Origin of the sequence: Legionella lansingensis, from assembly GCF_900187355.1 — a bacterium.
GTDB classification, from domain to species: Bacteria; Pseudomonadota; Gammaproteobacteria; order Legionellales; family Legionellaceae; genus Tatlockia; species Tatlockia lansingensis.
This window is the reverse complement of the sequence record NZ_LT906451.1, coordinates 2383266-2408072: the sequence shown is the minus strand read 5'-3', so window position 1 is coordinate 2408072 and position 24807 is coordinate 2383266. Positions and strand designations below refer to the sequence as shown.

The window sequence follows — 24807 nt, the reverse complement described above, 5'->3', positions numbered from 1 at the left end:
TTTTCTCCGATTTCAATTTGCTATAAGGGACATTCAGGTTGGTTAAGACTAATTCCAATTAGAACCCAATAGGTACTTTACCCAGTAGAACAAGTATCAGATAGATAACCAAGATAAGTCCAATAATCCCCATCGGTGTATATCCCCAGCTCCTACTATACCCCCATCTTGGTACGCTACCCAAAAGCAAAAGGATGAGCAAAATTAGTAAAATTGTTCCTAACATGATGACTTTCCCTAAAGAATCCATTCATGATTAATTATAGCACAGTCTGCTTATAAGAGCTTCATATTATACTTAGACATATATGGATAATAAAGGTAGACAAATTATGAAAAATGAACAAATAAGGAAGTCTCTTCAAGAAATTATTGAGTATTTGGAGCATTATGATGAAGAGAAAAACTCACTAGAAAATCGATTCAAAAGTCCTAAAAAAACCAGGTTTTCTTCAATAAGGGATGTCGTGCGTGAATTGAATGAAATTCTTAATGCATTAAATTAATTTGTAAACCTCCCTTTATCTATAAAAAGCTTATCTTGTCCTATTAGCAAGCGTAGGCTGGGCTGTTAATTAAGCCCAGCTTTAAGGTTTGAGGAACACTGTATTCGAAATGATGCAGATTATGAACAGCATATCAATTATATTCATTACACTCCCGTAAAACATCACTATGTCTCTAGGTCCATCTAAATGGCCTTATCCAAGTATCCATCGATTCATTCAATCGGCTGTCAATTGGGCTTATAATGATGAATTTCATGATGGACATTTTGGAGAGTAAAATCAGTTCGACAACCGCTGGGCTTGACAGCCCAGCCTACGCTTGCTTTTCTCGAATCTTAGGCGCGCGCCCCATGAAGGTTTTTCTTTTTTAACGTTTAATATTTCTTTTTCCAGCTGGAATGGAAGTTGATTAGCATATCGATGCGGTCTCTACTCCGATCATTTAACCCTTCTAATCCACTATGTTTATAGCGATCATAAATTTTATACCCGGTTTTTCGGGAAATACCGAATTCTTGGCATAAAGTAGACATTTGCTCGCCATCTAACAATCTTGCTACAAATTTTATCTTTTCATCCACTTTATTACACTCCTTCCAAGGCATTCACTTCTCCTGAAATGCCTATGAGTGTAACCTATGTCTCCGGAATATTTTGTTACCTATGTCTCGATAAGGACATTTTGATAGCAAAACCTGGTAAATTTAGGATAACATCTTTCCTCGGCACTTAATCTCCTTTTGACTGCGAAATCAAAGGGTTAGTCTATACTAACTCGATTAAAGTGCCCCCGTTTTCAGGGTAGAGCCATGAATTTTCAATTTAGATCCTTTTCAACACGGGTTAATCTGCAGTAAATCTTTTTTAAAATTTAAGATACTTGAAATGATTTTTAGTATAAAAAACCTATTAACGGCTACAAACTATAAGATTCCGATGTGCAGGTGAGTTCTAAACACTGCCTGGCCACGATAATTTCAGCGATTTTTTTTGCTTCATTTTTTATTCCAGAGATATCGACTCCAATATTCATTCCTTTTCTCATTTCTCTACAAAAATCCGTGATTGTAGTAGCACCATTGGAATATAAGAATAGCTCACGCGCAAAAGGTAAATCTCCGGTAGTAATCCCATAGGCATTGTTTATTTCATTAGGGGAAATAGTCTGCAAAAATTCACCAACATACAAATTTAATACAGCATCATGAAAGAGTCGATAAATTTTCTCGGAATTAATAGGAGAAGATGGGGTTAAATTCTTTATCTTAATTAATCTTTGGCAAAGATACATTAAAAGCTCGCCATAGAGAAGATACCCGGGTGATTTATATTTTTCACCCAAATGAGAAGCAAATTGATTCACTTCTTCTGCAGCGAAAGAAGGATTATGTTCTAAACATTTCAGAAAATATAAAGGTCGCAAAAATAAAATAGCCTGAATAGATGAGTCCGCTGCTTTGTGCAATAGTTTAGTTGCTTTTTCATTAAAACATTTATCTGGATTAGTCGATTTTATTTCCTTTAAGGCTAGTGATAGATAATAAACCCCTAATAATTGCTGTAATGGATTTAATTGGGTAAGAGGAACTTGTTTTCCTGAAGCAAAGCCAATTTCAGTAAGCATTTCGCTATGCAATGAAATCAAGTCACTGAAAATATTTTGTAATTTTGCATCCGTAAAATAATTATCGAACTCACCTTTTTCATATAGCGAAACAAAATTTTGAATTTTAGTTAAAATATCATCAGGTTTTGCTTCTTGCAATTCCTTGAGAATAACGAAAAATGTGTTCGATTTTTCTTCAAAAAAAGTCCCCGAACTACAACGAAACATACTTAATCCATGAGTGATAATAAATCAAATTGTCTAATATATTAAAACAACAAAAAAATATTTTCCAGCCTCACAAGAGTTAATTAACAACCCGCAGGGGGCTACCCGGTCTTGCACTATACTCAAGCAATTCCCGCTGCCTGGGCTGACAATGGCGAGTGCAAGCATCTTGTTCTTGTGCTGAGAACGTTGTGGGATCAATGCTCCAATTATTTTGCCCAATTCGTTCTTGTGGTGCTCTCGTTCGTCTCATTTTGCTATATTCTATTGACAATTTAGGCTCTGAACAGTACCAAAAACCGTCGTCCATGCCCAAATTACTTCCGTTATAAGATTCTACATATTGGAAAGTAATGCCTGGGTGCTCTTTGTTCCAGCTCTTTACCCAGTCAGTCACCAAGCCGTTAATGCCTTTCATATTTCTTTTTTGAGTATGGTAAGGATCGGAAAGAGCATCATTAGATCCAGAAATAGCGAAAAGAATCTTGTATTCTCCGTTTTCAAGATATTCTAAAAAGGAAATATTAAATGCCTCCTTCTTTAATGATTGAAGAGCAGACTTAATCCACCTATCATTAAGAAAATGTTTTAAGAAAAATTCCTGATTTGAGGTATCCGTGTGCCGTTCCCAAGTGGTAATTGGAGTATTCAGAGCAACTTGACTCATCGTTTTAGCAAAGAATGATAGAGCTGGAATAGTTTGTGTCGAAACGGATTCTTGCTTACCCATTTTTCTAAGTTCTATTTTAAGATCGATGATATTTTGCTTGACTAATTCAATTTGTCTTTGAAAGTAATTTACGTAAGGATTTCGCGGTGGTAATTTTGCGTAAATCACGCACATTTTTTGATATAAGCCATATTGTTTTTTCATTTCTTGGGCTTTTTCAAAAAATTTTTCCGCATTATTATGCTGTAGTTGTCTAAGTGGCGTTGACAAAAGATCAATTAATTTATCATAGACTGTATTTTCTTGGCTAAAAATAGACACAATTGCATGATTTTTTTGCAATGAGAAACGAATTTCATTGCAAGCATTTTTTGATAAATCCACTATACTATTCATTTGCATTTGTATATGTAGTAATTGATTTGCAACGACAATATCTTCTTCGTTAAAATCCTCTAAATTTTTAAATCTCTCCTCGATTATTTGTTCAATTTCTCGCTTAAATCTATCAACAATTTCAGCTTCCGTGGCTATGGTATTTCTAACTGATGCTATTTTGCTTACAATTTGAAGTAGTAAGTCAGAGGAGGCCGATAGTGCTCTTATGCGGTTATATTCCATTTTCTCTTTAAGAAAATTTTTGAATTTCATACTGGGACTAGATACTAAACATTCGTCATATTGTTGAAGAGCCTGAGCTAATTTCCTCAATGCATCATCAAGTTTTTCATTGTTTTGTCTTTCGTTAGTATCGGATTCTAAAGCTGCCTTTGAATATTTCAGAACGGCTGAATAAGCCGCTATGACTTCATCTCTCTTCTGAGAATAGTTTACTTGTTTTAGCCATTCATTCCTTTCTTGTTTTCTTTGATCAGAATTAATTTTTTGTTTCTTCTCATTTGCAGCTTGAAGCAGAAGCTCCGAGGAAACCGATAAAGCTTTAATAGAGTCATAATTTATTTGCTGTTTAAGAAAATTTTTGAATCCTGTCTCTGACCTTGTTGCTAAACATTGATCATATTCTTGAAGAGCCCGTGATAATCGTCTCAGTGTATCACCAAATTCCCCGATATTTTGTTCATTCTCTGAATCGGCTTCTAAGGCTGCCTTTAATCGTTTGGCCTCTGAAGAAGCTGCTATAACCTCATCTCTCTTTTGGGAGTAGTTTACACGCTTGAGCCATTCGAGCCTTTCTTGTTTTCTTTCGGCAGAATTAATTTTTTGTTTCTTAATCCCCTCATTCTTCTCTGAGGGTTGTAACTCATCAGGAGTTATCTCATCAATTTTTCTCTTAGAACGAAAAACACGCAACATAGTTAATAACCAATCTAAATGAATTTAAATATATCTTATAGATTAAAAATTAACATAATATTAAGAAAGATTGTGAGTTACGGTTGAAAGTTGTATACGGGAGTAATTGAAAAAAAGAGGCTCTACGCATCTTTGAGTTGAGCGCCCAAAGTAGACTCCGCTCGCGTCCTCCCGGCAATGGTCGCCTATTACAACTGCGCTATTTACCCATTTTAGGCAAAGAAACCACCATTGAAATTACACCACGACGAGGTCGATGTCCTTACTGCGATGGAGGGCCAACCACAACGCAACGCCTTGACTGGCATGACATTAACGGCAAGTTTACCAAATCTTATGAACAGCACCTTTTGTTTGAATTGGTTAATTCAACTGTTGCAGATAGAAGTCGCAATGAGAGGGTAGATTACCACGCATTGAGGCGGGTGATTGATAAGCATATTGAGACAAAAGTTGATTTTAACAGCATTGTTTCATTAGGAATTATTGGGATTGAATGGTAATTTACCTAAAAATTATTTAAAAATCATCTTGAAATTAGAGCAAATAATCCATATTAACAGTATCAATGTTTTATGATGAGGAGGATTAATAACAACCTCTTAGGAAGTAAAATTTACATTTCATCTCTTACTATTAAATTGAAAATTTTTTGCTTTATTTTTAAAAATTAATTTAAAATTAAGAGGATCTAAGCTATGTCATCGGTTCAAATAACATTTCGTTCTGTTTTATACTCATGGGCAATTGAATTCCACCTTGATAAGCTTTCGAACAACGAAAAAGTATTGTTGAAAGATAAAGAATTTATCGAGTGTTAATCGATGTTCATTTTTAACTGTATTATGCAAAGCAACCAGGAGTTTTTAGGCATAAATTAGGTGCGAATTGCTATGAAAGAAAATAAAAAAATTATAAATCAATATGAATATCCTAATTTCATGGAATGTGCGCTTGCCATTCATGGTTCGGTTACTCCTAGAGTATGGAAAAAGGTTTTGGCAGTATGTGTTTATTCGTGTTTTATTTCTTTACTAAGTATTTTTATTCCCTGGTTGTCTCTTCCTATAAGCCCTTTTGAGTACGCAGGGGTAATTATGGGATTAATTTTAGTTTTTCGTGTAAATGCGGGATACGATCGCTGGTGGGAAGCAAGAAAACTATGGGGTAATGTGGTTAATTGTAGTAGGAATCTGGCAATTATTATAATAAGTTACGTAGATTCTTCAAATAGAGGCGAGATAGATAAAATTCTTGGCCTAATTGCGGCAATGCCCTATCTTATGAAAAACAGTCTTAGGGGAATTACCTCCATAGAAGAAGTAAAACATTTATTATGTAATGATACATATGCCGAATTGCAGCAGTGGCAACACAAACCTAATTTAATCTCATCAAAGCTGGCTTCAATGTTGTCTCAAAAGCAAGAAACTGGTGAATTAAATCAGTTTTCTTTTTTGAAAGCAGAAGAGCTTCGTCAAACAGTTTTGGATTGTCAAGGGGCATGCGAACGGATATTAAAAACGCCCATGCCTTTTGTGATGGCAATTAAATCACGTCGATTTATTCTTTTATTTTTGATTATACTTCCAGTGGCTCTAGTTAATTATTCTGCATATATTAATCCTATTATCGTGACTTTGGTCGCCTATGCTCTTTTTTCATTAGACCAAATAGGAGTAGAGCTACAAAACCCTTTTTCAATTGAGAATTTGAGCCATTTACCTCTGAATGATATTTGTAGCACCATAGAGAATAACGTTATGGAAATTAAAAAAAGCAAGGTAAATAATTAAATTATTGGATTGGAGCATTTATGAAAACGATTAGTAAAAAAGATCAACATAATATCACCCCAGACCAAGCAATTGATTTGCTGCAAAAGGGAAATCAACGGTTTATGCAAAACTTGCGATTTAATCGAAATCTACTGCAACAAGTAAATGAAACAGCAGATGGGCAATATCCTTTCGCCACAATCCTCAGTTGTATTGATTCACGAACACCAGCAGAATTAATATTTGACCAAGGTCTAGGAGATATTTTTAGTATTAGAGTTGCTGGTAATATTGTGAATGATGATATTATTGGTAGTTTAGAATTCGCATGCAAAGTAGCTGGATCTAAATTAATTGTAGTGCTAGGCCATACCAATTGTGGTGCAATAAAAGGGGCTTGTGATGATGCTCAGTTGGGGTATTTGACTCAGCTTTTAGAAAAAATAAAACCGGCAGTCCACCAGGAAAAAACATTTAAAGAAAATCGAACCGGAAGTAATCTCGCTTATGTCAATGAAGTTGCCACAATTAATATCAAAAATAGCATTCAAAATATTCTGAATAAAAGTAGTATTATAAAGGAGCTAAAGGAGCAAAGAGCCATTAAAATAGTTGGCGGTTTGTACGATGTTTCTTCTGGCGAGGTCATATTTTTTGATGAGTAAAATTGAGTTGGATTCTGCATTTATTTGCTTTTAACAAGAAATGACAATTATTTCGAATAGTAGGGTAAAGATGCTTTGCAAGTATGAGGGGCACATATATTATGTGCCTTGGCATATGAAATACTCTTTTGCACTAAAATAAAGCGAAAGAGAACTTTAGAAATTCAAGAAACTTGAATTTTTGATATCCCAATTTAGAAAGGAGATTTAGATGAAAAAGAAACTACTTCCTATTTAATCTTCGTTACTCTTATGACTATGATAATAGCAGCCATAGCCCTTGAGGCGAAACAAAATAATCAAGTGCAAAAGAGTAATCAGCAAGAAACCTTGCAAGAAAAACTAACCTTTATTTTTTTTCCACTTCATTTCTATTGCAAGCTCATATTCATCACCCTCCTCTTCATACTCAAATTCAACATAAACATCTACTGGCACATAAATACGTTGTTTGTTGATTTGTATTTGAAATCCTTTGTTTTGCTCAATAGCATCTGCTATGCGTCGTAATTTATTTGCCACTGCCAATGAACCGTATGTCTTTTCCAGCTCTATTGTATCTTGGTTTGTCATAAAATACCTCCGAATTACAATCAATTATCCATAATTACACCAAGAACTCATCTTATTAAACAATTCCATTACGATGTATCTGGTATAGTTTTTAATTTTTACAGAAGAAATGATCCATGTCTATGCGGAATCATAATAAATATAAGCATTGGAATGCGAGGGATGCAGTACTTCAGAAAATTTATAAACACATTTTAATAATAAATCTTGTCTGTTATTAACAATAGGAGCTTGGCATACTATGAAGTAATAAGAGAATTTCTTAAATCTTAGATAAAGAATTCATGACTTTGCCATCAAATTATTATCTAATTTATTTATGATAAAATGAAAACATTCTCTGAAGGAATCTTTTAAAATATAGCATCTCTTAAGCGAGATGGAATAGTGTGAGTTGGATCATAGGAAGCAAATAGGATGGTAAAAGAAAAACCTTCTCGAACAAAGAGAGTATTAAGGTTTTTTAAGCGATTGGGTCCCGGTCTTATTACAGGCGCCAGTGATGATGACCCTTCAGGAATTGCGACTTATTCTCAAGCTGGTGCCCAATTCGGGTTATTAACCCTTTGGACAGCATTAATCACCTTTCCTCTCATGCTTGCTATACAAGAGATGTGTGCAAGAATTGGCATAGTAACCTCGAAAGGATTAGCAACTAACATAAAAAAACACTATCCCAAGCCCATTTTAGGTATTACTGTGCTCTTCACGGCTCCTGCCATTATCCTTAATATTGGTGCCGACATTGCAGGCATGGGAGCTGTGGCGAATTTAGTAATGCCGATAATTCCTGCTTATCTATTTTCTCTTTTTTTTACCTTAATCCTTATATTCTTGATTATTTTTTTATCGTATAAAAAGATAGTCGCTGTATTAAAATATTTATGCTTATCTTTACTGCTATATCTTATTATTCCTTTTCTTATACAACAAAATTGGATAGAAGTATTAAAGCATACCTTTGTTCCAACCATTCAATTCAATAAAGAATACTTAAGTATTTTGGTAGCTATTTTAGGTACCACTATTTCGCCTTATTTGTTTTTTTGGCAAGCCACTATGGAAGCTGAAAATTATGATAAATCAGTAGGGATAATGGTTGGGAGACGTGATATTAAACACATGAACAAAGATGTTGCATTTGGAATGTTGAGTTCGAATTTGGTTATGTACTTTATCATTTTCACAACGGGTACTATCTTGTTTAAAGAGGGAATCACCAACATTGAAACAGTCGAGCAAGCAGCAAAAGCTTTGGAGCCTCTAGCCGGAAAATTATCATATCTTCTTTTTGCTCTAGGGGTGATTGGAACAGGATTCTTAGCTATTCCTGTATTAGGCGGGTGCCTTTCTTACACCCTAACAACGTTGTTCGGTTGGAAAAGTGGGCTAGATAAACAATTTTATAAAGCAAAGTGTTTTTATTTAATAATAATAGTAGCTTTGCTGTTAGGGTTAGGTATTGATTTTATAGAATTAAATCCCTTTCAGGCACTACTTTATACTGCAATTTTATATGGCTTAACCGCTCCCTTACTCATTGCTGTAATACTTCATCTTGCTAATAACAAAAAGATTATGGGGAAATTTACCAATGGGAAATGGTCTAATATCTTCGGTTTTATCGCCTTAGTACTTATGACACTGGCAGCGTTATTATTAATCTATTTCTATTTTTCTGGGTAAAATATATACTTTAAAGTTTAATAAACCTTACCGTTTTTAATGAGTATTGCTTTAAATATCATTTTCCCATGTAATAAATGACCATCCTAATTGAGATAGATGGCTCAATTATGGACATAAATGGTTACCCAGTAAATCGTAATCGCAGAATTTAAGAACAATTTAAGTTTGAAGTATGATAGACTAAGATGAAAAACCCAGGTCAAAGTTGACCTGGGTTTATTCTAATCAATCCTTTTACAGGACATACCCCAACAAGCGCCTACACACGTTGCAAATGCCCCAATGAAGAAAAGCACAAAAATTATAAAGGACGCCCAAGTTAACTGTTCAGGAGTAACTTTAACATTAACTTGAGACTGAGTTGTTTCATCTTCAGATTTTGGCTCAACGGTTACTGAAGGTGTAGAGACCGAATTATCGGGAACCACAACAGTATTGGTTACTGCACGAGTATAACCTTGTACATATTGACTGAAGTGTGCAGTAACTACGGCACTTAAAAGTAAAGCAACAGTCCAGGTGGCAAATCCGTAAAGTATTCCAAGATTTCGTTGTGGACAATATCCTCGGCCAAGGTAGCCTGCTGCATAACCTGCGACTAACATCGCTGCAATAATTCCTATGATAATGCCAATAAGCCCGCCTACGGCTAGTGTGGTTGAACCATTATTAACTGAATAGGCACTTAGTCCTATCGCTACGCCAAAAAGATTTAATAAAAAACTTAGCCCCACACCCACAAGTGCGCCAATAAAAATAGCACTCCATGAGATACGCTTCAGTGGTGGGGTTAGTGTTGTTGATTCGACTATTAATTCCTTTTCTCTAGTCATAAATATTCCTTGTGATTAAAAAATATGTGAAACGAGCCAAATTAAGACGAGAATGCTTAATGGCACACCTAATAGCCAAGCTATAATATATCCCATCTTTATCTCCTTGTAATTAATACTTCTTAAAGTATAGAACAAAAACTATTTTGTTAGCTTGCCCCCCTATTCTTGATGCAAAGAATACTAGATTGTTTTTTTTAATTTTATATGCTTACTATATTATCTATTTTAAAAGGAGAAAATGATGAATGGAGTTCTAAAATTAGTCCTTGGTGGATTGTTATTGGCTACTATGGCTTCAGGTTTTTCTGCATCAAGAACAGATCTTACCAAAAATTGGATTTGTACAACCAATGCTAGTAGTAGCGCTGATGCTGCTGAGCAAGCTGCCGATAAAAAATTGTCAGAAACAAAAGCTTCAGCCAACAATGCATTTGCCTCAGCTGCAGCAAATTGCCGCGATTGCACAAAAATTACGTGTGAAGTCGAGGATTAATCTTATAGGGCATAAAATTTTTATGCCTTATTCTATTTCTAGAAACTACTTTAAAGGGAATTAACGTGAGTTTAATTTCGTTACTTATATTAATTATCATTCTATTGGCGGTTCTACCTGCTTGGCCTTATAGTAGAGGATGGGGGTATCGTCCCTCTGGTCTTGTAGGTCTTTTGCTAATTATTTTAATTGTTTTATTGTTGCTAGGACATATTTAACAATTAATTCTAAAAAGAAAACTCAGACTGTTAATGCTGGGTAGTTATCGGTGAAAGAGGGAATATTTTAGAATGAGAATCAGGAAAAGCATTAAGTGCTTGATAAAATCTAAAAATTTTCCGGGGCTTTAAAGATAAATGGCCTCATGCCTAGCCCTTCGTGAGGCCACTTATATTCGGGAAATACTAAGAACATTCTTAATATTGTATGAAAGCTCTCGTTTAAAGTACCAAAAAAGCTATAGAACAAGTTCGGGCTACAGTACCTGTCCAAATACGATGTAATTTGGAGACTTCATGCATTGATTCATGCCAATACAATTCCGTCTTTAATCTTAAGAATCCCTTATGCTAGCCCTTCCTTCATAAATCTCTATTAATGGATGTAACACAGTAGTACAAAATTTATTCAAATATTATGGAGTCTTTGACAGTTACTTTTGGGCCACCTATTCTTTAATTGTGCAGTGCAAAAGAAGGCATCGTGAATAAAATATCATAGAAATTTAGAACTTAATGAGTCCGTTACTAGGGGCCTTCTATTTCCAAACTCAAAATTTTGCTCGCGAAAATTTGCTTAGATGAGATGAAAGGAGTTAAGTATGAAAAATATAAAATCCATCTCCCATTCACGCAAGAAAGACACTGTAGAGGAATCGGAAGCGAATGAAGCTATTCAACAGCTAGTAGAAGAAGGTAAGAAATTTATTTTGGGTATGTATGAGGAAGGGAGAGAGAAATTACAAGAACTTGAGGCAGAAATTAAAGAGTACTCTCAAAAAACATCTTTGTTTGTCCATAAAAAACCAATAACTTCCTTATTAATTACTGGTGGTGCTGTGTATTTGCTCTATAAATTTCTGAAGCGATAAATATCGTGCTAAAATCTTGAACATAGAAGACTTTTTTTACTTATTTTTAGCAACATAATAATTGCCCTAGGCTTTGTAAAAATAAAAAAGCAATAAACTAAGAAGATCAGTATGAAAACAGTAATGCTAATAATATTGGACCATTTTCCTTAGGAAATTTTACCATGATTATTTTTCTTCTCTTAGATAATCATTTTACAATTTAGTTAAATATCTTAAATCTCATAGAGTAATAATATAAGGTAAAAGGATTTTCCATGAAGAAGTTAAAAAAAGTACTAGATTATCTTAAAGAGAAAGATTTAATTTTGACCACTGCTGAATCCTGCACTGCAGGTCAGATTATCCATTTACTAGCTAACTATGCGGGGAGTGGTGAATGTCTGGATGCGGGCTATGTCGTCTATTCCGAATCCGCTAAAAAAAGATTACTAGGTGTTAAACAAAAGACTATCGATACATTTACTCTGACTAGTGAAGAAGTTGCACGGGAGATGGTAGAAGGCGCTCTACACAATAGTGAAGCCAATGTAGTCATAGCTACCACGGGAATTGCTGGCCCTGATTCTATAAATGGAATCCCACCTGGAACCATTTGTTTTGGATGGGGATTTGACTTAGGAAAAAAATTAGTAATTTATTCTGAAACCAAACGCTTCAAAGGTACAAAGACTCAAATTCTCAACCTAGCGGCCAAATATGCATTAGTTAAAATCCCCTTTTACCATACTCAACTAAGAGAAGAAGATTAACATTTAATTTAGGTCATTTTATGGTTAAGACTTATTATAATTTTAATATTTAAACATAAATTCCTTTTCATCCAATACCTTAAAGATAATGCAAGGTCCTACTAGAGTAGGGCCTTGCTTGGTTATTAATGTTGTCTAAATTGGTTACGGAACTTAGTTATAGCTTTTTCAGCTTCGTCTCTGTTGTAACCATAGTGTTTTTGTAATTTTCCGTAAAGTTCCTGATGATTGCCTTCAATTTGTTTTAAGTCATCATCAGTTAGCCAGCCCCAGGTTTGTTTCATTTGACCTTTTAATTCTTCCCATTTTCCTTCAAATATATCTTTGTTCATGTTTAACTCCTTAAGTTATCATAGCTTTCCTTAGAGGAAATATAATTGAATTTAATCAATTGTATATTTCCATAAATTAAAGAGTAGTAGAAAATATGATGATTGCAACGTTGCCGAATTTTTTATATTTCTGTTGCAGCCTAATTCAGTTCGTCTATACTGCATGTATGACCTAAGGAGCTTAAATAAATGTTATATAGATTGTTAATCCATTATATAGGAATGAAATTCCTGCGAATTTTTTCAAATAAAATTCTTCAACGTAAATTAGTTAAATCAAAAAATGCGAAATTTATAAGAATTGCTGTTTCCACAATCGATTTATTATACTTATTTTTAAACATTAAAAAGAGCAGAAAAAGTAAATTCATATAAATCTTGCTGAAGAAGATATCTCTCAGCAGCAGACATTATCGTAGACTTAAATGAAGGTTATTTTCAATTTTCTCTTTCTCATCCCTCATAGCTATTTCCATTTCCTGAGCTCTTTCTGTAGATAACGCTTGTTCAGCATCTTCAAATATCTGGTTCTCTTCTTCCTTAATATGATGTCTAAGTGCTGTGGCCATACTTTTGAAGAGTTGTTCCCATGCGGTTCCATCAAGACTATTATCAGAGAGTCTTCCAAGCATTTCTTCAATTTTATCATGCTCTTCCATTGCATGTTTAATTTCATCTTCTGTCAAAGAAAAGCGCTGCAAAGAGGAGTAAAATACTTTCTCTTCCGCTTTACTATGAAGAATTACTAGTGTTTTTAATTTATTAAAGAGCCCATCACGAAGTTCAGGGTGGCCATAATCTAATTTTTCTATATTCTTTAATAATTCTTCAATACTTTTATGATCATTTTTTAAATAAGTATAAATGCTCATCTTAAACTCCTTTTTTAATCCCATGATTTGTAAAGAGGTATTTTGTGAGAAGAATATTGAATCAATATCATTCTCATGCCCATTAGGATTTCCATGTTATTTAAAGATTCCATGTAAAGTATAATCGATAAAATCAGATTCATTTTTTTCATTTTATAACGGAACTCATATACTATTAATAAGTGGGATTTTGGCACATGAATAGCATGGAAAAATCTAATATTTTTATTGCTGAATGCCTTTATAAATTCGCTGATGTTTTAGAAGAAAGCGGAGATAATCCCTATAAAGCAAGAGCTTATCGTAGAGCGGCACGTACAATTATAAAATTGGATAAAGAGCTTATTACTCTACTTGAAAATAATTTTGATATTACGACACTACCCTGGGTCGGCAAGAGTATGGCTTCAATAATTAACTATATTCTAAGCACCAATGAAATTCCAAAAATAAAATATCAAAATACTAAAAATAAAATTATTAATGAATTAAAAGATATTCATGGCCTAGGGGATAAAAGAATAGCCGAATTAAACAAACTAAATATAAGAACTAAAAAATCTTTATTAGAAGCAATTAATGCTCAGAGATTACGTCATCTAAAATGGATTACCCCTGCGTTTGAGGAGCGGTTAAAAAATGAAATTAGAAAACCACGGTCTCAAAAATTTATACGATTATATCATGCTCATTCAATAATAGAGATGCTTATTAAAAATTTACAAGAAATTCCTTCGATTATTCAGGTGGAGTGTAGTGGTGATTTTCGTAGGAAAAAAGAAATTTCAGAACAAATTGATATACTGGCATCTACTCCAAATGCTTCTTTGGTAATTAATACATTTATTCAATTTAAAGAAGTAAAAGATGTGCTTTTACAAAATGAACATCGAGTCAGCGTAACCATATGGTCAGGAGTTAAAGTTAATTTATATTTAGTTGAAGAAGGTAGTTTTGGTGCAGCGCTCTTGTATTATACAGGGAGCAATGAACACTTTGCCGCCCTAATCAAAAGAGCCTCTTCTCAGCAGTGTGATCTGACAAAAACAGGTCTTTTTAAAGGCAATACATGCGTTGCAAGCAATCATGAAGCTGAAATTTATCGGCATTTAAATTTATCTTATATTGCACCTGAAATACGTGAAAATCGTGGTGAAATTGAAGCAGCATCACATAATAAATTACCTCACTTAATTAAATTAGAAGATATTAAAGGAGATTTGCACTCTCATACTAATGAAACGGATGGGAAAGCAACCTTAGAAACCATGGTGTATGCGGCTATTAAACGGGGGTATGAATATCTCGCAATAACCGATCACTCCAAGCGCTTAGTAATAACGAATGGACTTGATGAAAAACGTTTATTAAAACAGATACAAGAAATTGATAATTTAAATGCCAGAATAAATAATTTTCTAATTTTAAAATCCATTGAAGTAGATATTTTAGAAGATGGATCTCTTGATATATGCAATGATGTGCTAAAAGAGTTGGATATTGTTGTTTGTTCAATTCATTCAAAATTTAAAATGTCTGAAGAAAAACAAACAGAGCGTATCTTAAAAGCAATGGACAATCCCTATTTTAATATTCTAGGACATGCAACAGGACGTTTAATTAAATCTCGACCTCCTTATCCTATTAATATTGAAAAAATCTTTCAAGAAGCCAGAGATAGAAATTGTATTATCGAATTAAACGCTCAACCTTATCGCTTAGATATTAATGATAATTATTGTAAATTAGCTAAAGAAATGGGTGTTAAAATTGCTATTTCTAGTGATTCTCACAGCACTAGAGAACTTGATTATATGCAGTTTGGTATATATCAAGCCCGCAGAGGTTGGCTTGAGAAAGAAAATGTAATTAATACTTATCATTGGAGTGATTTAAAAAAATTAATTAAAAGATATTAATCGTCAAATTTATAAATTTACTTAGCAACAAAGAAGGGAAATGGAATTAAATTAATCCATATACAGCTAGATGATTGATTGTTTTCATCAAAAACAAAATTTAACGATGTTTGCCTTTTCTTGAGCCTCTTTCGGCAATATTCTTTTCTATTTTAGAATCTGTGGTCTTTTCCTTTTTTCTCATAAAGCTTCCCTTCCATGTCCTACCTACAATAATGAACCTCCCTTTCAATAAATAACCCACTTATAATTTATAAATTTTTTAAGTTCTTACCTTTTGAAATCAATATTTAAGCTGCGCCCGCAGATAACCCTAGCTAAATATCCACAATCAAGTTTATATTTAGCTGTGGGTTATTTTAGGATCGCAGCTTAACACACTCCCTGACTTTATCTCTTTGTACACTATGTAGCACTTCCTAATTTAAGAATGATGAATTCGAGTACCATAGTAGTTATTAATAGAATCTGTCAAAGTTGGACTTGAAAAATCAGGCCACTTATCACGATCAAATCGTGGAGCATTCTCTAATCTCTCTTTGCTCATATTAATAACAAAACATTCTCGATCTTTATCATAGGTGAAAATGGACCAAGGCATGGCCACTAGTTTCTCACCCATTCCGAGAATGCCACCAAAAGAAAGTACAACATATTCGACATGACCCTGTAATTTATCCAGAACGAGATCTTCAATTTCTCCTAAATTTTCTCCTTGAGCGTTTTCAACATTTACCCCGATAACATTGGTTGCTTTTACGATATCCATTTTACACCTCCTTGTTTAAGAAGTTTCCGAATAACGTTATGTTTAAGTATAGCATTTTAATGTTCAAATTTTATCCATTAATTAAAGCCGTACACTTAAAAAGGTAGAGATCCAGATAACCAAATAAAAAAATTTCGGTTAAAGAAAAAAATCAGTCCGTTCCATCCAACTAATGCTAAAGATTGATATACCAATTTTTTAGAACAAAATTTCAAGATAGGAGTAATTAACTTTCTATATTTGTCGTTATTAAGTTGATATGGTTTTCCCTCCTAATACAGGCAAAACCATACCGCTTATATAACTTGAGTCTGCATTTGAAGCTAAAAAAACATAGGCTGGGGCCAATTCTTCTGGTTGTGCAGGTCTCCCTAAAGGCGTATCTGCACCAAACTCTTTGATACCGTTATCCTTTCTTTCTGCTGGATTAAGCGGCGTCCAAACAGGTCCTGGAGCTACACAATTCACACGAATACCTTTATCAATTAAATTTTGTGCCAGGGATTTGGTAAATGCATGTATCGCTCCTTTAGTTGAAGAATAATCCAATAATTCTTTATTCCCTTCTATGCCTGTAATTGATCCGGTGTTAATAATTGAACCCCCTTGTTTCATATAAGGGAGAGCAAATTTTGTCATGTAATAATAACTGTAGATATTGCTAACAAACGTATTCTCCCACTGCTCAATTGACACTTCTTCAATACTTGAACGATGTTTTTGGAACGCTGCATTATTTACTAAAATATCAATGTGATTAAATTGACGAACAGTTTTCTCCACAGCTTCTTTGCAAAAATCTGCTTCTCTTACATCTCCGGGAATAAGAAGTACTTCTTGCCCTAATTTCTCAATTTCTGTCTTAATTTTACTCGCATCAGTTTGTTCTTCAGGCAAATAAACCAACGCTAAATTTGCTCCCTCGCGGGCAAATAAAAAAGCCACTGCTCGCCCTATGCCGGAATCTCCTCCTGTTATTAAAGCAACCTTATTTTTTAATTTCCCCGCCGGCTTATAAGCTTCAGCATGATAATGTGGTTTTGTTTTCATTTTTTCTTCTATCCCTGGAGGAGTGATGGTTTCCTTAGGGAAAGGGGGTTTTGGTTGTTTTGACATAAAACGTCCTTATTTGTAGAGATAAAAAAAGTATAGGAAATATCAAAACTTTTTTCTTATTCTTAGTTCTATGTAGGGATTGAGACTACAAATAATTTATTTGTGCACTTTTTGACAATAAAAACGGGACAGATTGGAAAAGTCAGAGTAATTCATACCCTCTAATATTTATTTCCAAATTTAAACGCGCCCATACTTAAAAATGACCATGCAGGCAATATGCTATAATACAAGAAGTTTAACAAGGAGGGATGCCATCATGCCAAGAGGGGATAAGTCAAGCTATACAGATAAACAAAAACGTCAAGCGCATCATATTGAAAAAAGCTATCGCAAAAAAGGCGTATCTAAAGATGAGGCAGAAGAAAGAGCATGGAGAACAGTAAACAAAGAAGATAAAGGTGGTAAAAAATAGCTAAAATCGATAACTACTATAACTTCTCTATTACGGTAGGCTCTAACAGGAGGTTATATGCATGTTACACAAATTGAATCTTCATTAAACCTAACTTATAACTGGTTAAATGAATTTAAAGAGTACGGCCATCTCCGCGATGAATCACAAAGTTATTCAGTACTTCGTATTGTATTGCATGAATTAAGAGATCATTTACCGGTAGATGTGTCAGCTCATTTAGCCGCTCAACTTCCTTTAGTCTTAAAAGGATTATATTTTGATGGCTGGGATCCTTCTCGTGAAATTCGTCGGGTAGATTCTTTTGAAGATTTTATAAAACCTATTAGAAAAGATATGACTAATTTAGATGTAAATTTAAAAGAATCTGTCAGAAATTGTATTCAATTTATTATAAGTAAAATTGAAAAAGATTTGGCTGACAAAGTAATGGGGTCTTTGCCAGAGCGTTTAAAGGATGCTCTTTTAGTTTCCTAAAAGAAACTTTTATAACTGTTAAAAATCACTCCAAAAATAAAGAGAGCGTACTCGCTTGTATATAAAATCCCAATAATTACCTATGAGTTTCTCGTGACTTCTTTCAGCAAGTGTAACTTGGTTGACGGCTTTAGCGGCAACCGGGGCTACGTTCGCTGATCATGATGCACAGAATAAAATGATCGATCTTTCTGACCTAAGTGTAGAAGAAGTAAAAGAAATTGAAATTTTTATAAAAAGTTTGTGAAAGGAAGAAAAATTAGAGTAATTTTATTACTTAGTTGAAGCATTTATAAAAAACAATGGAGGATTTAATATTCGCTTATGATCTTGTTGATACTCAGTCGTTATAAACAATTGCTTGGGCATTTGAGGAGAACTCATTTTTAAAGACTAATTAAATAAGTTAATTTTTTTTGATTATTGTAGCATTTAAAGAAACTTATTCTATCTTTAAAGAAAGGGAGTAACAAAGAAGGATATATGAACATTTTTGGTCAGGAAGTCCATAAATCCCAAATATGGGTAAAAAAACCTTAAAGAAATTGGTCATTTTAAAAATGAAGATGAGGCATACACAGTACTTAGAGCTGTATTGCATGCGCTGCGGGACCAAATTATTCCTGATGTTGCAGTTCATTTAGGTGCTCAACTACCAACCCTAATACGAGACGCTTAAAATTACAAATACAAATAAAGGAAGTATGAAAATTATAGGTAAAATCATTTAAAGGTTATCATATAATGGATATCATTGAAAATTATGGATAAATTCTTTCACTTTTTTGCTAAAAAAGTATCAAGGATAGCAGGCCATGGTGGTACATTTTCGCTGGCTTGCTTTATAATTATTATTTGGCTTATCAGTGGGCCTTTTTTTAATTTTTCCCATACTTGGCAACTTATTGTTAATACGGGTACCACTATAATTACTTTTTTAATTGTATTTTTAATACAAAATACACAAAATCGAGATTCCGAATCTACGCAAATAAAACTCGATGAAATAATAAAATCATTGAAAAAGGGTGATAATTCAATTATCGATTTGGAAAATCTCTCAGATAATGAATTACAGCAACTTGAGGAAAAATATAAAGAACTAGCTCATAAAAAATCTAAAAAAGAAAAAAAGGATGAATAGATATTAATATGACTTCTCCTCCTAATAGTTGTAATAGCTGTTTTATAAGGGCCTGTACTCTGAAGAAGGCTCTCATAACTCCAATAAAGTAAACAGGTTTTATGTAGGTCAAGTAATTAAATTATTCATATAATATTTTCTCTGCACTATTATCCTTATGTTTATGAGAATATGATAATAAATATAATTATTGCCTAATTTGACCTCAATGAAAGATTGACTATACTTAAAATGTAGGGTTTTAGGTGAGGCGTTAGCTTTTCCTTTTGTCCCTATTAGCAAAGCCACCTTCGGGTGGCCTTTGTTTATCTAATAGAAAAGAATTTAAATCTTTTTATTTCCTTGAGAAATAAGATTGAATATCGTCATATCGATAAAACGTGAATTTGATACGCTTCCTCAGCACAACGGTCTGGTGTTTGCCAATAACTAATAGTGGTCAAATTTTTTCCTTTTTTAAGTCCAAAATTAAAGCTATGCTGAGAGGTAAACATAAGCCCGGCTTGTATCTTTAAAAAGTAGGGAGAAATGCTTAATCTCAAGGGCCTTTGGGATGGAAGAAGAGATCTTGAACCAAGCAAGGCAGAAAGCCTGAATTGTGACGCCCTATCGCGTGAACGGTTATAAGAAACCATTTTTGTTAAAATAATAATTTGCTACTGGACATGTGTATATTAACATCCTAAAGTAGTTGCTCTATCAGAAAGATTCATATTGCTACTTTAAGTATATTTTGCGCCACAACACATATTGGATCAATTCAGCAGAAAGGAGTCATAAAAAAATGAAAAAAATAATATTAGTTACAGGGACTTCTTCCGGTTTAGGCTTAAGCGTATCAATAAAACTTGCAGAACAAGGCCATATTGTTTACGCAAGTATGCGTAATCTTCATAAAGCTGATCAAATAAAGCAGGCAATAGCAAACAAGAATCTTAACAATGTTCATTTAATTCAGATGGACGTTGAGTCCACAGAGAGTGTCACACATGCTGTTTCAACCGTTCTTAATGAAAATGGTCGCATCGATTGTTTGATCAATAACGCGGGGATGGGTTTTGTAGAAACCACTGAGAAAGCCTCTGAAGAAAAGATCAACCAAGTTATGAATATTAATTTTATGGGAGTTGTACGAACAATTAAAGCAGTCTTACCTGCAATGCGCCAAGCCAAATCAGGTCAAATTATTAATATCACCTCAGTTGGCGGTTTAATAGGACAGCCATTTAATGAGATTTATTGTGCCTCAAAATTTGCAGTAGAAGGTTTGACTGAAAGTATGGCAAGTTATATACAGCCCTTTTTTAATATTAAATTTACAGCCATTGAGCCAGGCGGTATTGTTTCAGAATTTTCTACAAATGTTATGAAGAACAGTATCATTGATTTGGCAGCAAATGATGAATATGCGCCAATATTTAAACGGTATTTTGAAGACGCAAGAGAGCGTTTAAAAAATCCATCTGAACTTGGTGTTTATCAAAGTAGTGACCAAGTAGCTGACTGTATCGTTGATGTAGTAAACAGTAAAAACCCACCATTGAGAATTAGAACATCTGAATGGGCAGAAAATTTCTGCAAACTAAAAACCCAATCTGATCCTATGGGAACTAAGTCTGTTGCGACTGTTTATAAACTATTTTTGGCTCACGAAGCCGAAACAGACGTATCAGTTGTTTAGATGTAGAGTGGCTTTTGGCACTGAGGGATCGTCAGATTTATTCATAAAGACGATGCAACTTTTTTGATTTATAACGAATTTATAACTAGAGCATAAGGCTTCGAACCAAGGTGTCGGGGGGCGAGTCCCTCCGAGCGCGCCATATAATCAAGGCTACAAACCATAGACGCTACGTATACATCAGGCCCTTAAGAAATTTATCTAAGTGGTTTGCAAAATTTTGAATTTCTTTCTGACACATTTTGGCTTGACCACTCATAATTAATCCATTGCTACGTAGTGATTCATTTAAATTTCTCATGGCTAAACATTGTTTGATGTTATGAGTTGAATACATTTGTCCACGCGGACTTAATGCTTTCCCACCTTTAGTAACTACCGCATCAGCTAGTGGAATATCCGCGGTAATGACTAAATCACCTTTCTCCATATCTGTTATGATTTGATTATCCGCGCGATCAAATCCGGAGGGAACTTGCCACTTTTTAATGAAAGGTGAGGCAGGTGCTGTAGGAAAATGATTTGCAACAATAATTAGCGTTGTTTTAGTGCGTATGGCGGCGCGAAATAAAATTGTTTTTATCGCCTTTGGGCAGGCATCGCCGTCAAGCCAGATTTTCATGGAATGACCTTATCTTATCGCCGATTCGTTTTATACCGGGTGTGTTTTTTCTTAATACCTGGCACTGATGTTGTTGACGTACTAGGCAAACAATGAAGTGGTTCAAAACTTTCAATTTCAATTCGCTCTAAGTTACGCTTAATTAATTTTTCTATCGCCTGTAATTGAGGCGCTTCATCAGCACTGACCAATGATATAGCAATTCCTGCAGCGCCAGCACGACCAGTCCGTCCAATTCGATGCACATAATCTTCAGCAACTTGAGGTAAATCAAAATTGACTACGCAAGGTAATTGTTCAATATCAATTCCACGTGCTGCAATATCAGTTGCTACTAAAATATGGACTTCACCTGATTTAAAGTCTGCTAATGCCTTAGTTCTTTGCGATTGCGATTTGTTACCATGAATTGCCGTAGCATAAATATTAGCTTCTCCTAGTTGTTTAACTAATTTGTTTGCGCCATGTTTGGTTCGTGAAAATACAAGTGTTTGACCCCATTTCTTTTTATGAATTAAATGACTAAGCAATGCCGCCTTACGAGCTTTATCAACAGGATGGATCGTTTGTTCTACAGTAGAGGTGGTAGTATTTCGTGGAGCAACATCAATTTCAACGGGTTGATTCAACATGCCTTGAGCTAATTTACGAATGTCTGTCGAAAAAGTTGCCGAAAACAATAGATTTTGCCGATTGGGGGGGAGTAATTTAATAATACGTTTAATATCATGAATAAAACCCATGTCTAACATGCGATCGGCTTCATCTAAAACAAAAGTATCAATTTCGTTGAATTGAATGGCTTTTTGTTGATATAAATCCATTAGTCGTCCTGGAGTTGCAACTAAAATTTCAACGCCAGCGCGTAATCGCATCATTTGAGGATTAATTTTGACGCCACCAAAAACAACCGTGGATCGAAGCGACAAATGGCGTCCATATTGGATGACGCTCTCATGAACTTGTGCTGCCAATTCGCGGGTAGGAGTGAGTATCAAAACTCGAGTTCGATTATGCTGGGCGCGAGGTTTTTTACTAACACGCTGTAAAATAGGCAATACAAAACTCGCTGTTTTACCAGTCCCTGTTTGGGCAGAGGCTAATAGATCAACCCCCTGTAAAATAGTTGGGATTGCCTGTAATTGAATAGCTGAGGGTTTAAGATATCCTAATTCGGTAACAGCACGAATTAAAGGTTCGATTAAACCCAGATTTTTAAAATTCATTAGGTGTCCTTAATGCACTACATCTTTGTGAGATATGATTTTTGTTAATCTGAACTGGTTATGTGGGCCAATTTCGAATGGTTTTATTCATTCTAACATAAATTAAGGCAATCAGGGGGTAAACGAGTTGATAACTAGTTTTCCATAGGAAAAGAACCAAATTATATGATTAGTAAAGATAAATGGGATAAATTGGCAGAATGGATGACAAAACTTCATATCAATGAAGTTGATCTTGTCGAAAAATTTATCTTGGGTAGTGGTAAGGGCGGGCAGAAGCTGCATAAAACGGCTTCAACGGTCTACTTGAAACATGTGCCATCTAATTTAGAAATAAAGTGCCAGGATTCCAGAAGCCGTGAAGATAACCGATATTTTGCAAGGGATGCGGCTTTGCGAAAAATTACACTCAATATTGAGTGATGAGAAAACAAAAGAGCAGCAAAAAAGAGAAAAAATAAAGCAACAAAAGAAGCGACGCTCAAGACGCTCTAAGCAAAAAATGTTGGATGAAAAATCAAAGCTTGGTCAACTCAAGGAGTTGAGAAAGAAGCCTCAGTCTTTTGAGTAGGATCTTGTTGTGATTGAGAAATGCCTTTGCATAAATACTGTTGGTGAAAGATTTAGCCTGCTAACCCTATGAATAAAGACAATACTATGGAATAATATTGTCCAATTTAAATAATATTAGTCTACTTATATGAAAATAAAAGCAATTTATTTAATGATTTCTATTCTTTTTCCTGTCGCTTTATTCGCTAGTACTGCGTCTTGTCCTTTGTCAAACGGAATCAATGTACACACCACAAAGCGAATTTTAAATATTTGTAAAAACGGCACTGTAATTAAGACCTTTAAAGTAGCTCTCGGAAACAAAGGCGTTGGTAAAAAAAAAGCGGGTGATAATAAAACTCCAATTGGTTTATATAGGTTAGCTCATCCAAGAAAATCCAATCAATTTAAAGTCTTTATTCCAATTCTCTATCCGACCACAAAGCAATTAGCTGCAGGATATACAGGTAGAGACGTAGGGATCCATGGGCCAGCTCAGTCATCTGGTTTGTTTGGTTGGTTAAACAACTTACCAAACTCAACGCGTGGATGCATTGCTGTTGGCAAAAATAACTATATCGAGTATGTGGCTAATTGGGTAAAAGCCAATCCTGGGGCTAAGGTTTTAATTATTTAACAGAGCTGAATTTAGGTAAATTCTAGTCGTACATATGAGTTTAATTCTTCTTTTGCTACTCTGTTAAAAAGAGCTGACATTTTTTCATGGATTTGTTCTATAAGAATTTCATCTGCTTCTTGATTATTTTCAAATCGTATTATTTCATGGGAAGGACTCTCAAAAAATTTATCCATCTCGTTGGCATATCGCGGACTTATTTTGCTTTCTTTATTTTGAAATCGGCTGGTGATGAAACTTTCTCGAAGCCTTGGTGCGATATCAATCATTACAAATTTAAGCTCGGGTATAGCATTTAATAACTTAAGTCGGTGTTTATCGAGATACATGGCTTGTGAGACAACAAAACTCTGCTTCGGAGTTTTTTCTTGTTGTGTCTTGATAACATCAATCAAGACATTGACAAATTCATCAATCATTTCTGGGGTCATTTGTTCATCTTCGATTAAACAGTCTAACATCCTTGGGGTGATATGTTTATCGCCATCGATATGGATAATGTTTAGCTTTTCGAGTAGCCTTCCTATATAACTTTTCCCAGAGCCAGTTTTTCCAAACAAAAAATAGATGGTCATTGATGCTACCGAGTAATAAATATTTTAATCTAACCTTACCATGTAGCCGATTTGTAACAAAGTGAAATATAACCCTGTTGTTTCAGGCAGTTGTTAATCCAATCATAAGGAGCTTGGCCTAACAAATCATGGCATGATAAATCTTATCAAGGATGATAATAGGACTCCAAAACCTATTTGAGAGTATCTCATTTGGCCATTTTTGATAGCCATTATCCGGGTAGACCGAGATTAGCTTGAGCTATCGAAAACTAAAATTGAGGGAAA

29 protein-coding genes and 1 pseudogene are annotated in these 24807 nt (G+C 34.4%); 17 read left to right on the top strand and 13 right to left on the bottom strand.

Going from position 1 to position 24807, the window contains the following annotated elements; genetic code table 11:
• Positions 1-58: 58 nt before the first annotated feature.
• Positions 59-226, bottom strand: coding sequence for a DUF3309 family protein (locus tag CKV79_RS10970; RefSeq protein WP_065235531.1), 168 nt, complete (start codon positions 224-226; stop codon positions 59-61).
• A 106-nt stretch (positions 227-332) separates the two neighbouring features.
• On the opposite strand from CKV79_RS10970, the gene CKV79_RS10965 reads away from it, so the two are divergent.
• The gene (locus CKV79_RS10965; protein ID WP_154660310.1) at positions 333-506 is read left to right on the top strand and encodes a hypothetical protein; all 174 of its coding nucleotides are present in this window, start codon (positions 333-335) and stop codon (positions 504-506) included.
• Between the two features lie 377 nt (positions 507-883).
• Here the strand turns inward: CKV79_RS10965 and CKV79_RS10960 are convergent, their stop codons facing one another.
• From CKV79_RS10960 to CKV79_RS10950, 3 genes are all read right to left on the bottom strand, one after another.
• A complete protein-coding gene (locus CKV79_RS10960) occupies positions 884-1114 on the bottom strand; it encodes a helix-turn-helix domain-containing protein (RefSeq protein ID WP_051546170.1) in 231 nt (76 codons plus the stop codon).
• Positions 1115-1425: 311 nt separating this feature from the next.
• A complete protein-coding gene (locus CKV79_RS10955; RefSeq protein ID WP_028373477.1) occupies positions 1426-2343 on the bottom strand; it encodes a DUF5630 domain-containing protein in 918 nt (305 codons plus the stop codon).
• Between the two features lie 79 nt (positions 2344-2422).
• On the bottom strand, positions 2423-4327 hold the full coding sequence (locus tag CKV79_RS10950) for a hypothetical protein (RefSeq protein WP_028373478.1): 1905 nt from the start codon (positions 4325-4327) through the stop codon (positions 2423-2425).
• 137 nt (positions 4328-4464) lie between these two features.
• On the opposite strand from CKV79_RS10950, the gene CKV79_RS10945 reads away from it, so the two are divergent.
• The 3 genes from CKV79_RS10945 to CKV79_RS10935 all read left to right on the top strand — a co-directional run bounded on the left by CKV79_RS10945 (position 4465) and on the right by CKV79_RS10935 (position 6770).
• The gene (locus tag CKV79_RS10945; protein WP_028373479.1) at positions 4465-4830 is read left to right on the top strand and encodes a hypothetical protein; all 366 of its coding nucleotides are present in this window, start codon (positions 4465-4467) and stop codon (positions 4828-4830) included.
• A 390-nt stretch (positions 4831-5220) separates the two neighbouring features.
• Positions 5221-6123 (top strand): bestrophin family protein, encoded by a 903-nt coding sequence (locus tag CKV79_RS10940; protein WP_028373480.1) that lies wholly within the window; start codon positions 5221-5223, stop codon positions 6121-6123.
• A gap of 20 nt (positions 6124-6143) precedes the next feature.
• Entirely contained in the window at positions 6144-6770 is a 627-nt protein-coding gene (locus CKV79_RS10935) for a carbonic anhydrase family protein (protein ID WP_028373481.1), read from the top strand.
• Between the two features lie 342 nt (positions 6771-7112).
• Here CKV79_RS10935 and CKV79_RS10930 read toward each other — a convergent pair whose 3' ends face one another.
• Complete coding sequence (locus CKV79_RS10930; RefSeq protein ID WP_028373482.1) at positions 7113-7343, bottom strand: amphi-Trp domain-containing protein; 231 nt, start codon at positions 7341-7343, stop codon at positions 7113-7115.
• A gap of 417 nt (positions 7344-7760) precedes the next feature.
• Between CKV79_RS10930 and CKV79_RS10925 the strand changes: the two genes are divergently transcribed.
• The gene (locus CKV79_RS10925; protein WP_028373483.1) at positions 7761-9029 is read left to right on the top strand and encodes an NRAMP family divalent metal transporter; all 1269 of its coding nucleotides are present in this window, start codon (positions 7761-7763) and stop codon (positions 9027-9029) included.
• Positions 9030-9253: 224 nt separating this feature from the next.
• Here the strand turns inward: CKV79_RS10925 and CKV79_RS10920 are convergent, their stop codons facing one another.
• Complete coding sequence (locus CKV79_RS10920) at positions 9254-9865, bottom strand: hypothetical protein (RefSeq protein ID WP_028373484.1); 612 nt, start codon at positions 9863-9865, stop codon at positions 9254-9256.
• A gap of 244 nt (positions 9866-10109) precedes the next feature.
• Here CKV79_RS10920 and CKV79_RS10915 point away from each other — a divergent pair, with 244 nt between their 5' ends.
• The 4 genes from CKV79_RS10915 to CKV79_RS10900 all read left to right on the top strand — a co-directional run bounded on the left by CKV79_RS10915 (position 10110) and on the right by CKV79_RS10900 (position 12203).
• Positions 10110-10361 carry a hypothetical protein gene (locus CKV79_RS10915; RefSeq protein ID WP_028373485.1) on the top strand — a complete coding sequence of 84 codons (252 nt, stop codon included), beginning with the start codon at positions 10110-10112 and terminating at the stop codon, positions 10359-10361.
• Positions 10362-10426: 65 nt separating this feature from the next.
• Positions 10427-10579, top strand: a complete 153-nt coding sequence (locus tag CKV79_RS10910) for a DUF3309 family protein (RefSeq protein WP_197697229.1) — start codon at positions 10427-10429, stop codon at positions 10577-10579.
• Positions 10580-11181: 602 nt separating this feature from the next.
• Complete coding sequence (locus CKV79_RS10905) at positions 11182-11451, top strand: hypothetical protein (RefSeq protein WP_051546171.1); 270 nt, start codon at positions 11182-11184, stop codon at positions 11449-11451.
• A 257-nt stretch (positions 11452-11708) separates the two neighbouring features.
• Positions 11709-12203, top strand: coding sequence for a CinA family protein (locus CKV79_RS10900; RefSeq protein WP_028373486.1), 495 nt, complete (start codon positions 11709-11711; stop codon positions 12201-12203).
• A gap of 125 nt (positions 12204-12328) precedes the next feature.
• On the opposite strand, the gene CKV79_RS10895 is transcribed toward CKV79_RS10900, so the two are convergent.
• Together CKV79_RS10895 and CKV79_RS10885 are read right to left on the bottom strand one after the other, a co-directional pair.
• Entirely contained in the window at positions 12329-12535 is a 207-nt protein-coding gene (locus CKV79_RS10895; protein ID WP_028373487.1) for a CsbD family protein, read from the bottom strand.
• 410 nt (positions 12536-12945) lie between these two features.
• Positions 12946-13407, bottom strand: a complete 462-nt coding sequence (locus CKV79_RS10885) for a hemerythrin domain-containing protein (RefSeq protein WP_028373489.1) — start codon at positions 13405-13407, stop codon at positions 12946-12948.
• A gap of 197 nt (positions 13408-13604) precedes the next feature.
• Here CKV79_RS10885 and polX point away from each other — a divergent pair, with 197 nt between their 5' ends.
• Positions 13605-15326, top strand: coding sequence for a DNA polymerase/3'-5' exonuclease PolX (gene polX / locus CKV79_RS10880; RefSeq protein WP_051546172.1), 1722 nt, complete (start codon positions 13605-13607; stop codon positions 15324-15326).
• Positions 15327-15750: 424 nt separating this feature from the next.
• Here the strand turns inward: polX and CKV79_RS10875 are convergent, their stop codons facing one another.
• Together CKV79_RS10875 and CKV79_RS10870 are read right to left on the bottom strand one after the other, a co-directional pair.
• Positions 15751-16095, bottom strand: coding sequence for a PRC-barrel domain-containing protein (locus CKV79_RS10875; RefSeq protein ID WP_028373491.1), 345 nt, complete (start codon positions 16093-16095; stop codon positions 15751-15753).
• 249 nt (positions 16096-16344) lie between these two features.
• Entirely contained in the window at positions 16345-17211 is an 867-nt protein-coding gene (locus tag CKV79_RS10870) for an SDR family oxidoreductase (RefSeq protein WP_028373492.1), read from the bottom strand.
• 259 nt (positions 17212-17470) lie between these two features.
• Between CKV79_RS10870 and CKV79_RS13885 the strand changes: the two genes are divergently transcribed.
• The 5 genes from CKV79_RS13885 (at position 17471) to CKV79_RS10850 (ending at position 20928) form a co-directional block, all read left to right on the top strand.
• Positions 17471-17626, top strand: coding sequence for a hypothetical protein (locus CKV79_RS13885; RefSeq protein WP_028373493.1), 156 nt, complete (start codon positions 17471-17473; stop codon positions 17624-17626).
• A 57-nt stretch (positions 17627-17683) separates the two neighbouring features.
• On the top strand, positions 17684-18103 hold the full coding sequence (locus CKV79_RS10865; RefSeq protein WP_028373494.1) for a DUF2267 domain-containing protein: 420 nt from the start codon (positions 17684-17686) through the stop codon (positions 18101-18103).
• Positions 18104-18698: 595 nt separating this feature from the next.
• Positions 18699-18782 (top strand): DUF2267 domain-containing protein, encoded by an 84-nt coding sequence (locus CKV79_RS14200; protein ID WP_408606925.1) that lies wholly within the window; start codon positions 18699-18701, stop codon positions 18780-18782.
• 84 nt (positions 18783-18866) lie between these two features.
• The gene (locus tag CKV79_RS10855; protein WP_035915637.1) at positions 18867-19247 is read left to right on the top strand and encodes a low affinity iron permease family protein; all 381 of its coding nucleotides are present in this window, start codon (positions 18867-18869) and stop codon (positions 19245-19247) included.
• A 784-nt stretch (positions 19248-20031) separates the two neighbouring features.
• A complete protein-coding gene (locus CKV79_RS10850; protein ID WP_051546173.1) occupies positions 20032-20928 on the top strand; it encodes an SDR family oxidoreductase in 897 nt (298 codons plus the stop codon).
• Between the two features lie 169 nt (positions 20929-21097).
• Here the strand turns inward: CKV79_RS10850 and CKV79_RS10845 are convergent, their stop codons facing one another.
• Positions 21098-21550, bottom strand: coding sequence for a YaiI/YqxD family protein (locus tag CKV79_RS10845; RefSeq protein WP_028373495.1), 453 nt, complete (start codon positions 21548-21550; stop codon positions 21098-21100).
• A 14-nt stretch (positions 21551-21564) separates the two neighbouring features.
• On the bottom strand, positions 21565-22776 hold the full coding sequence (locus CKV79_RS10840; RefSeq protein ID WP_035915640.1) for a DEAD/DEAH box helicase: 1212 nt from the start codon (positions 22774-22776) through the stop codon (positions 21565-21567).
• A gap of 165 nt (positions 22777-22941) precedes the next feature.
• Between CKV79_RS10840 and CKV79_RS14065 the strand changes: the two are divergent.
• Both CKV79_RS14065 and CKV79_RS10830 read left to right on the top strand, forming a co-directional pair.
• Positions 22942-23347, top strand: a pseudogene (locus tag CKV79_RS14065) (peptide chain release factor family protein).
• Between the two features lie 129 nt (positions 23348-23476).
• Positions 23477-23965 carry a L,D-transpeptidase family protein gene (locus CKV79_RS10830; RefSeq protein WP_028373496.1) on the top strand — a complete coding sequence of 163 codons (489 nt, stop codon included), beginning with the start codon at positions 23477-23479 and terminating at the stop codon, positions 23963-23965.
• An 11-nt stretch (positions 23966-23976) separates the two neighbouring features.
• Here CKV79_RS10830 and CKV79_RS10825 read toward each other — a convergent pair whose 3' ends face one another.
• On the bottom strand, positions 23977-24540 hold the full coding sequence (locus tag CKV79_RS10825; protein ID WP_028373497.1) for a zeta toxin family protein: 564 nt from the start codon (positions 24538-24540) through the stop codon (positions 23977-23979).
• Between the last annotated feature and the right edge of the window lie 267 nt (positions 24541-24807).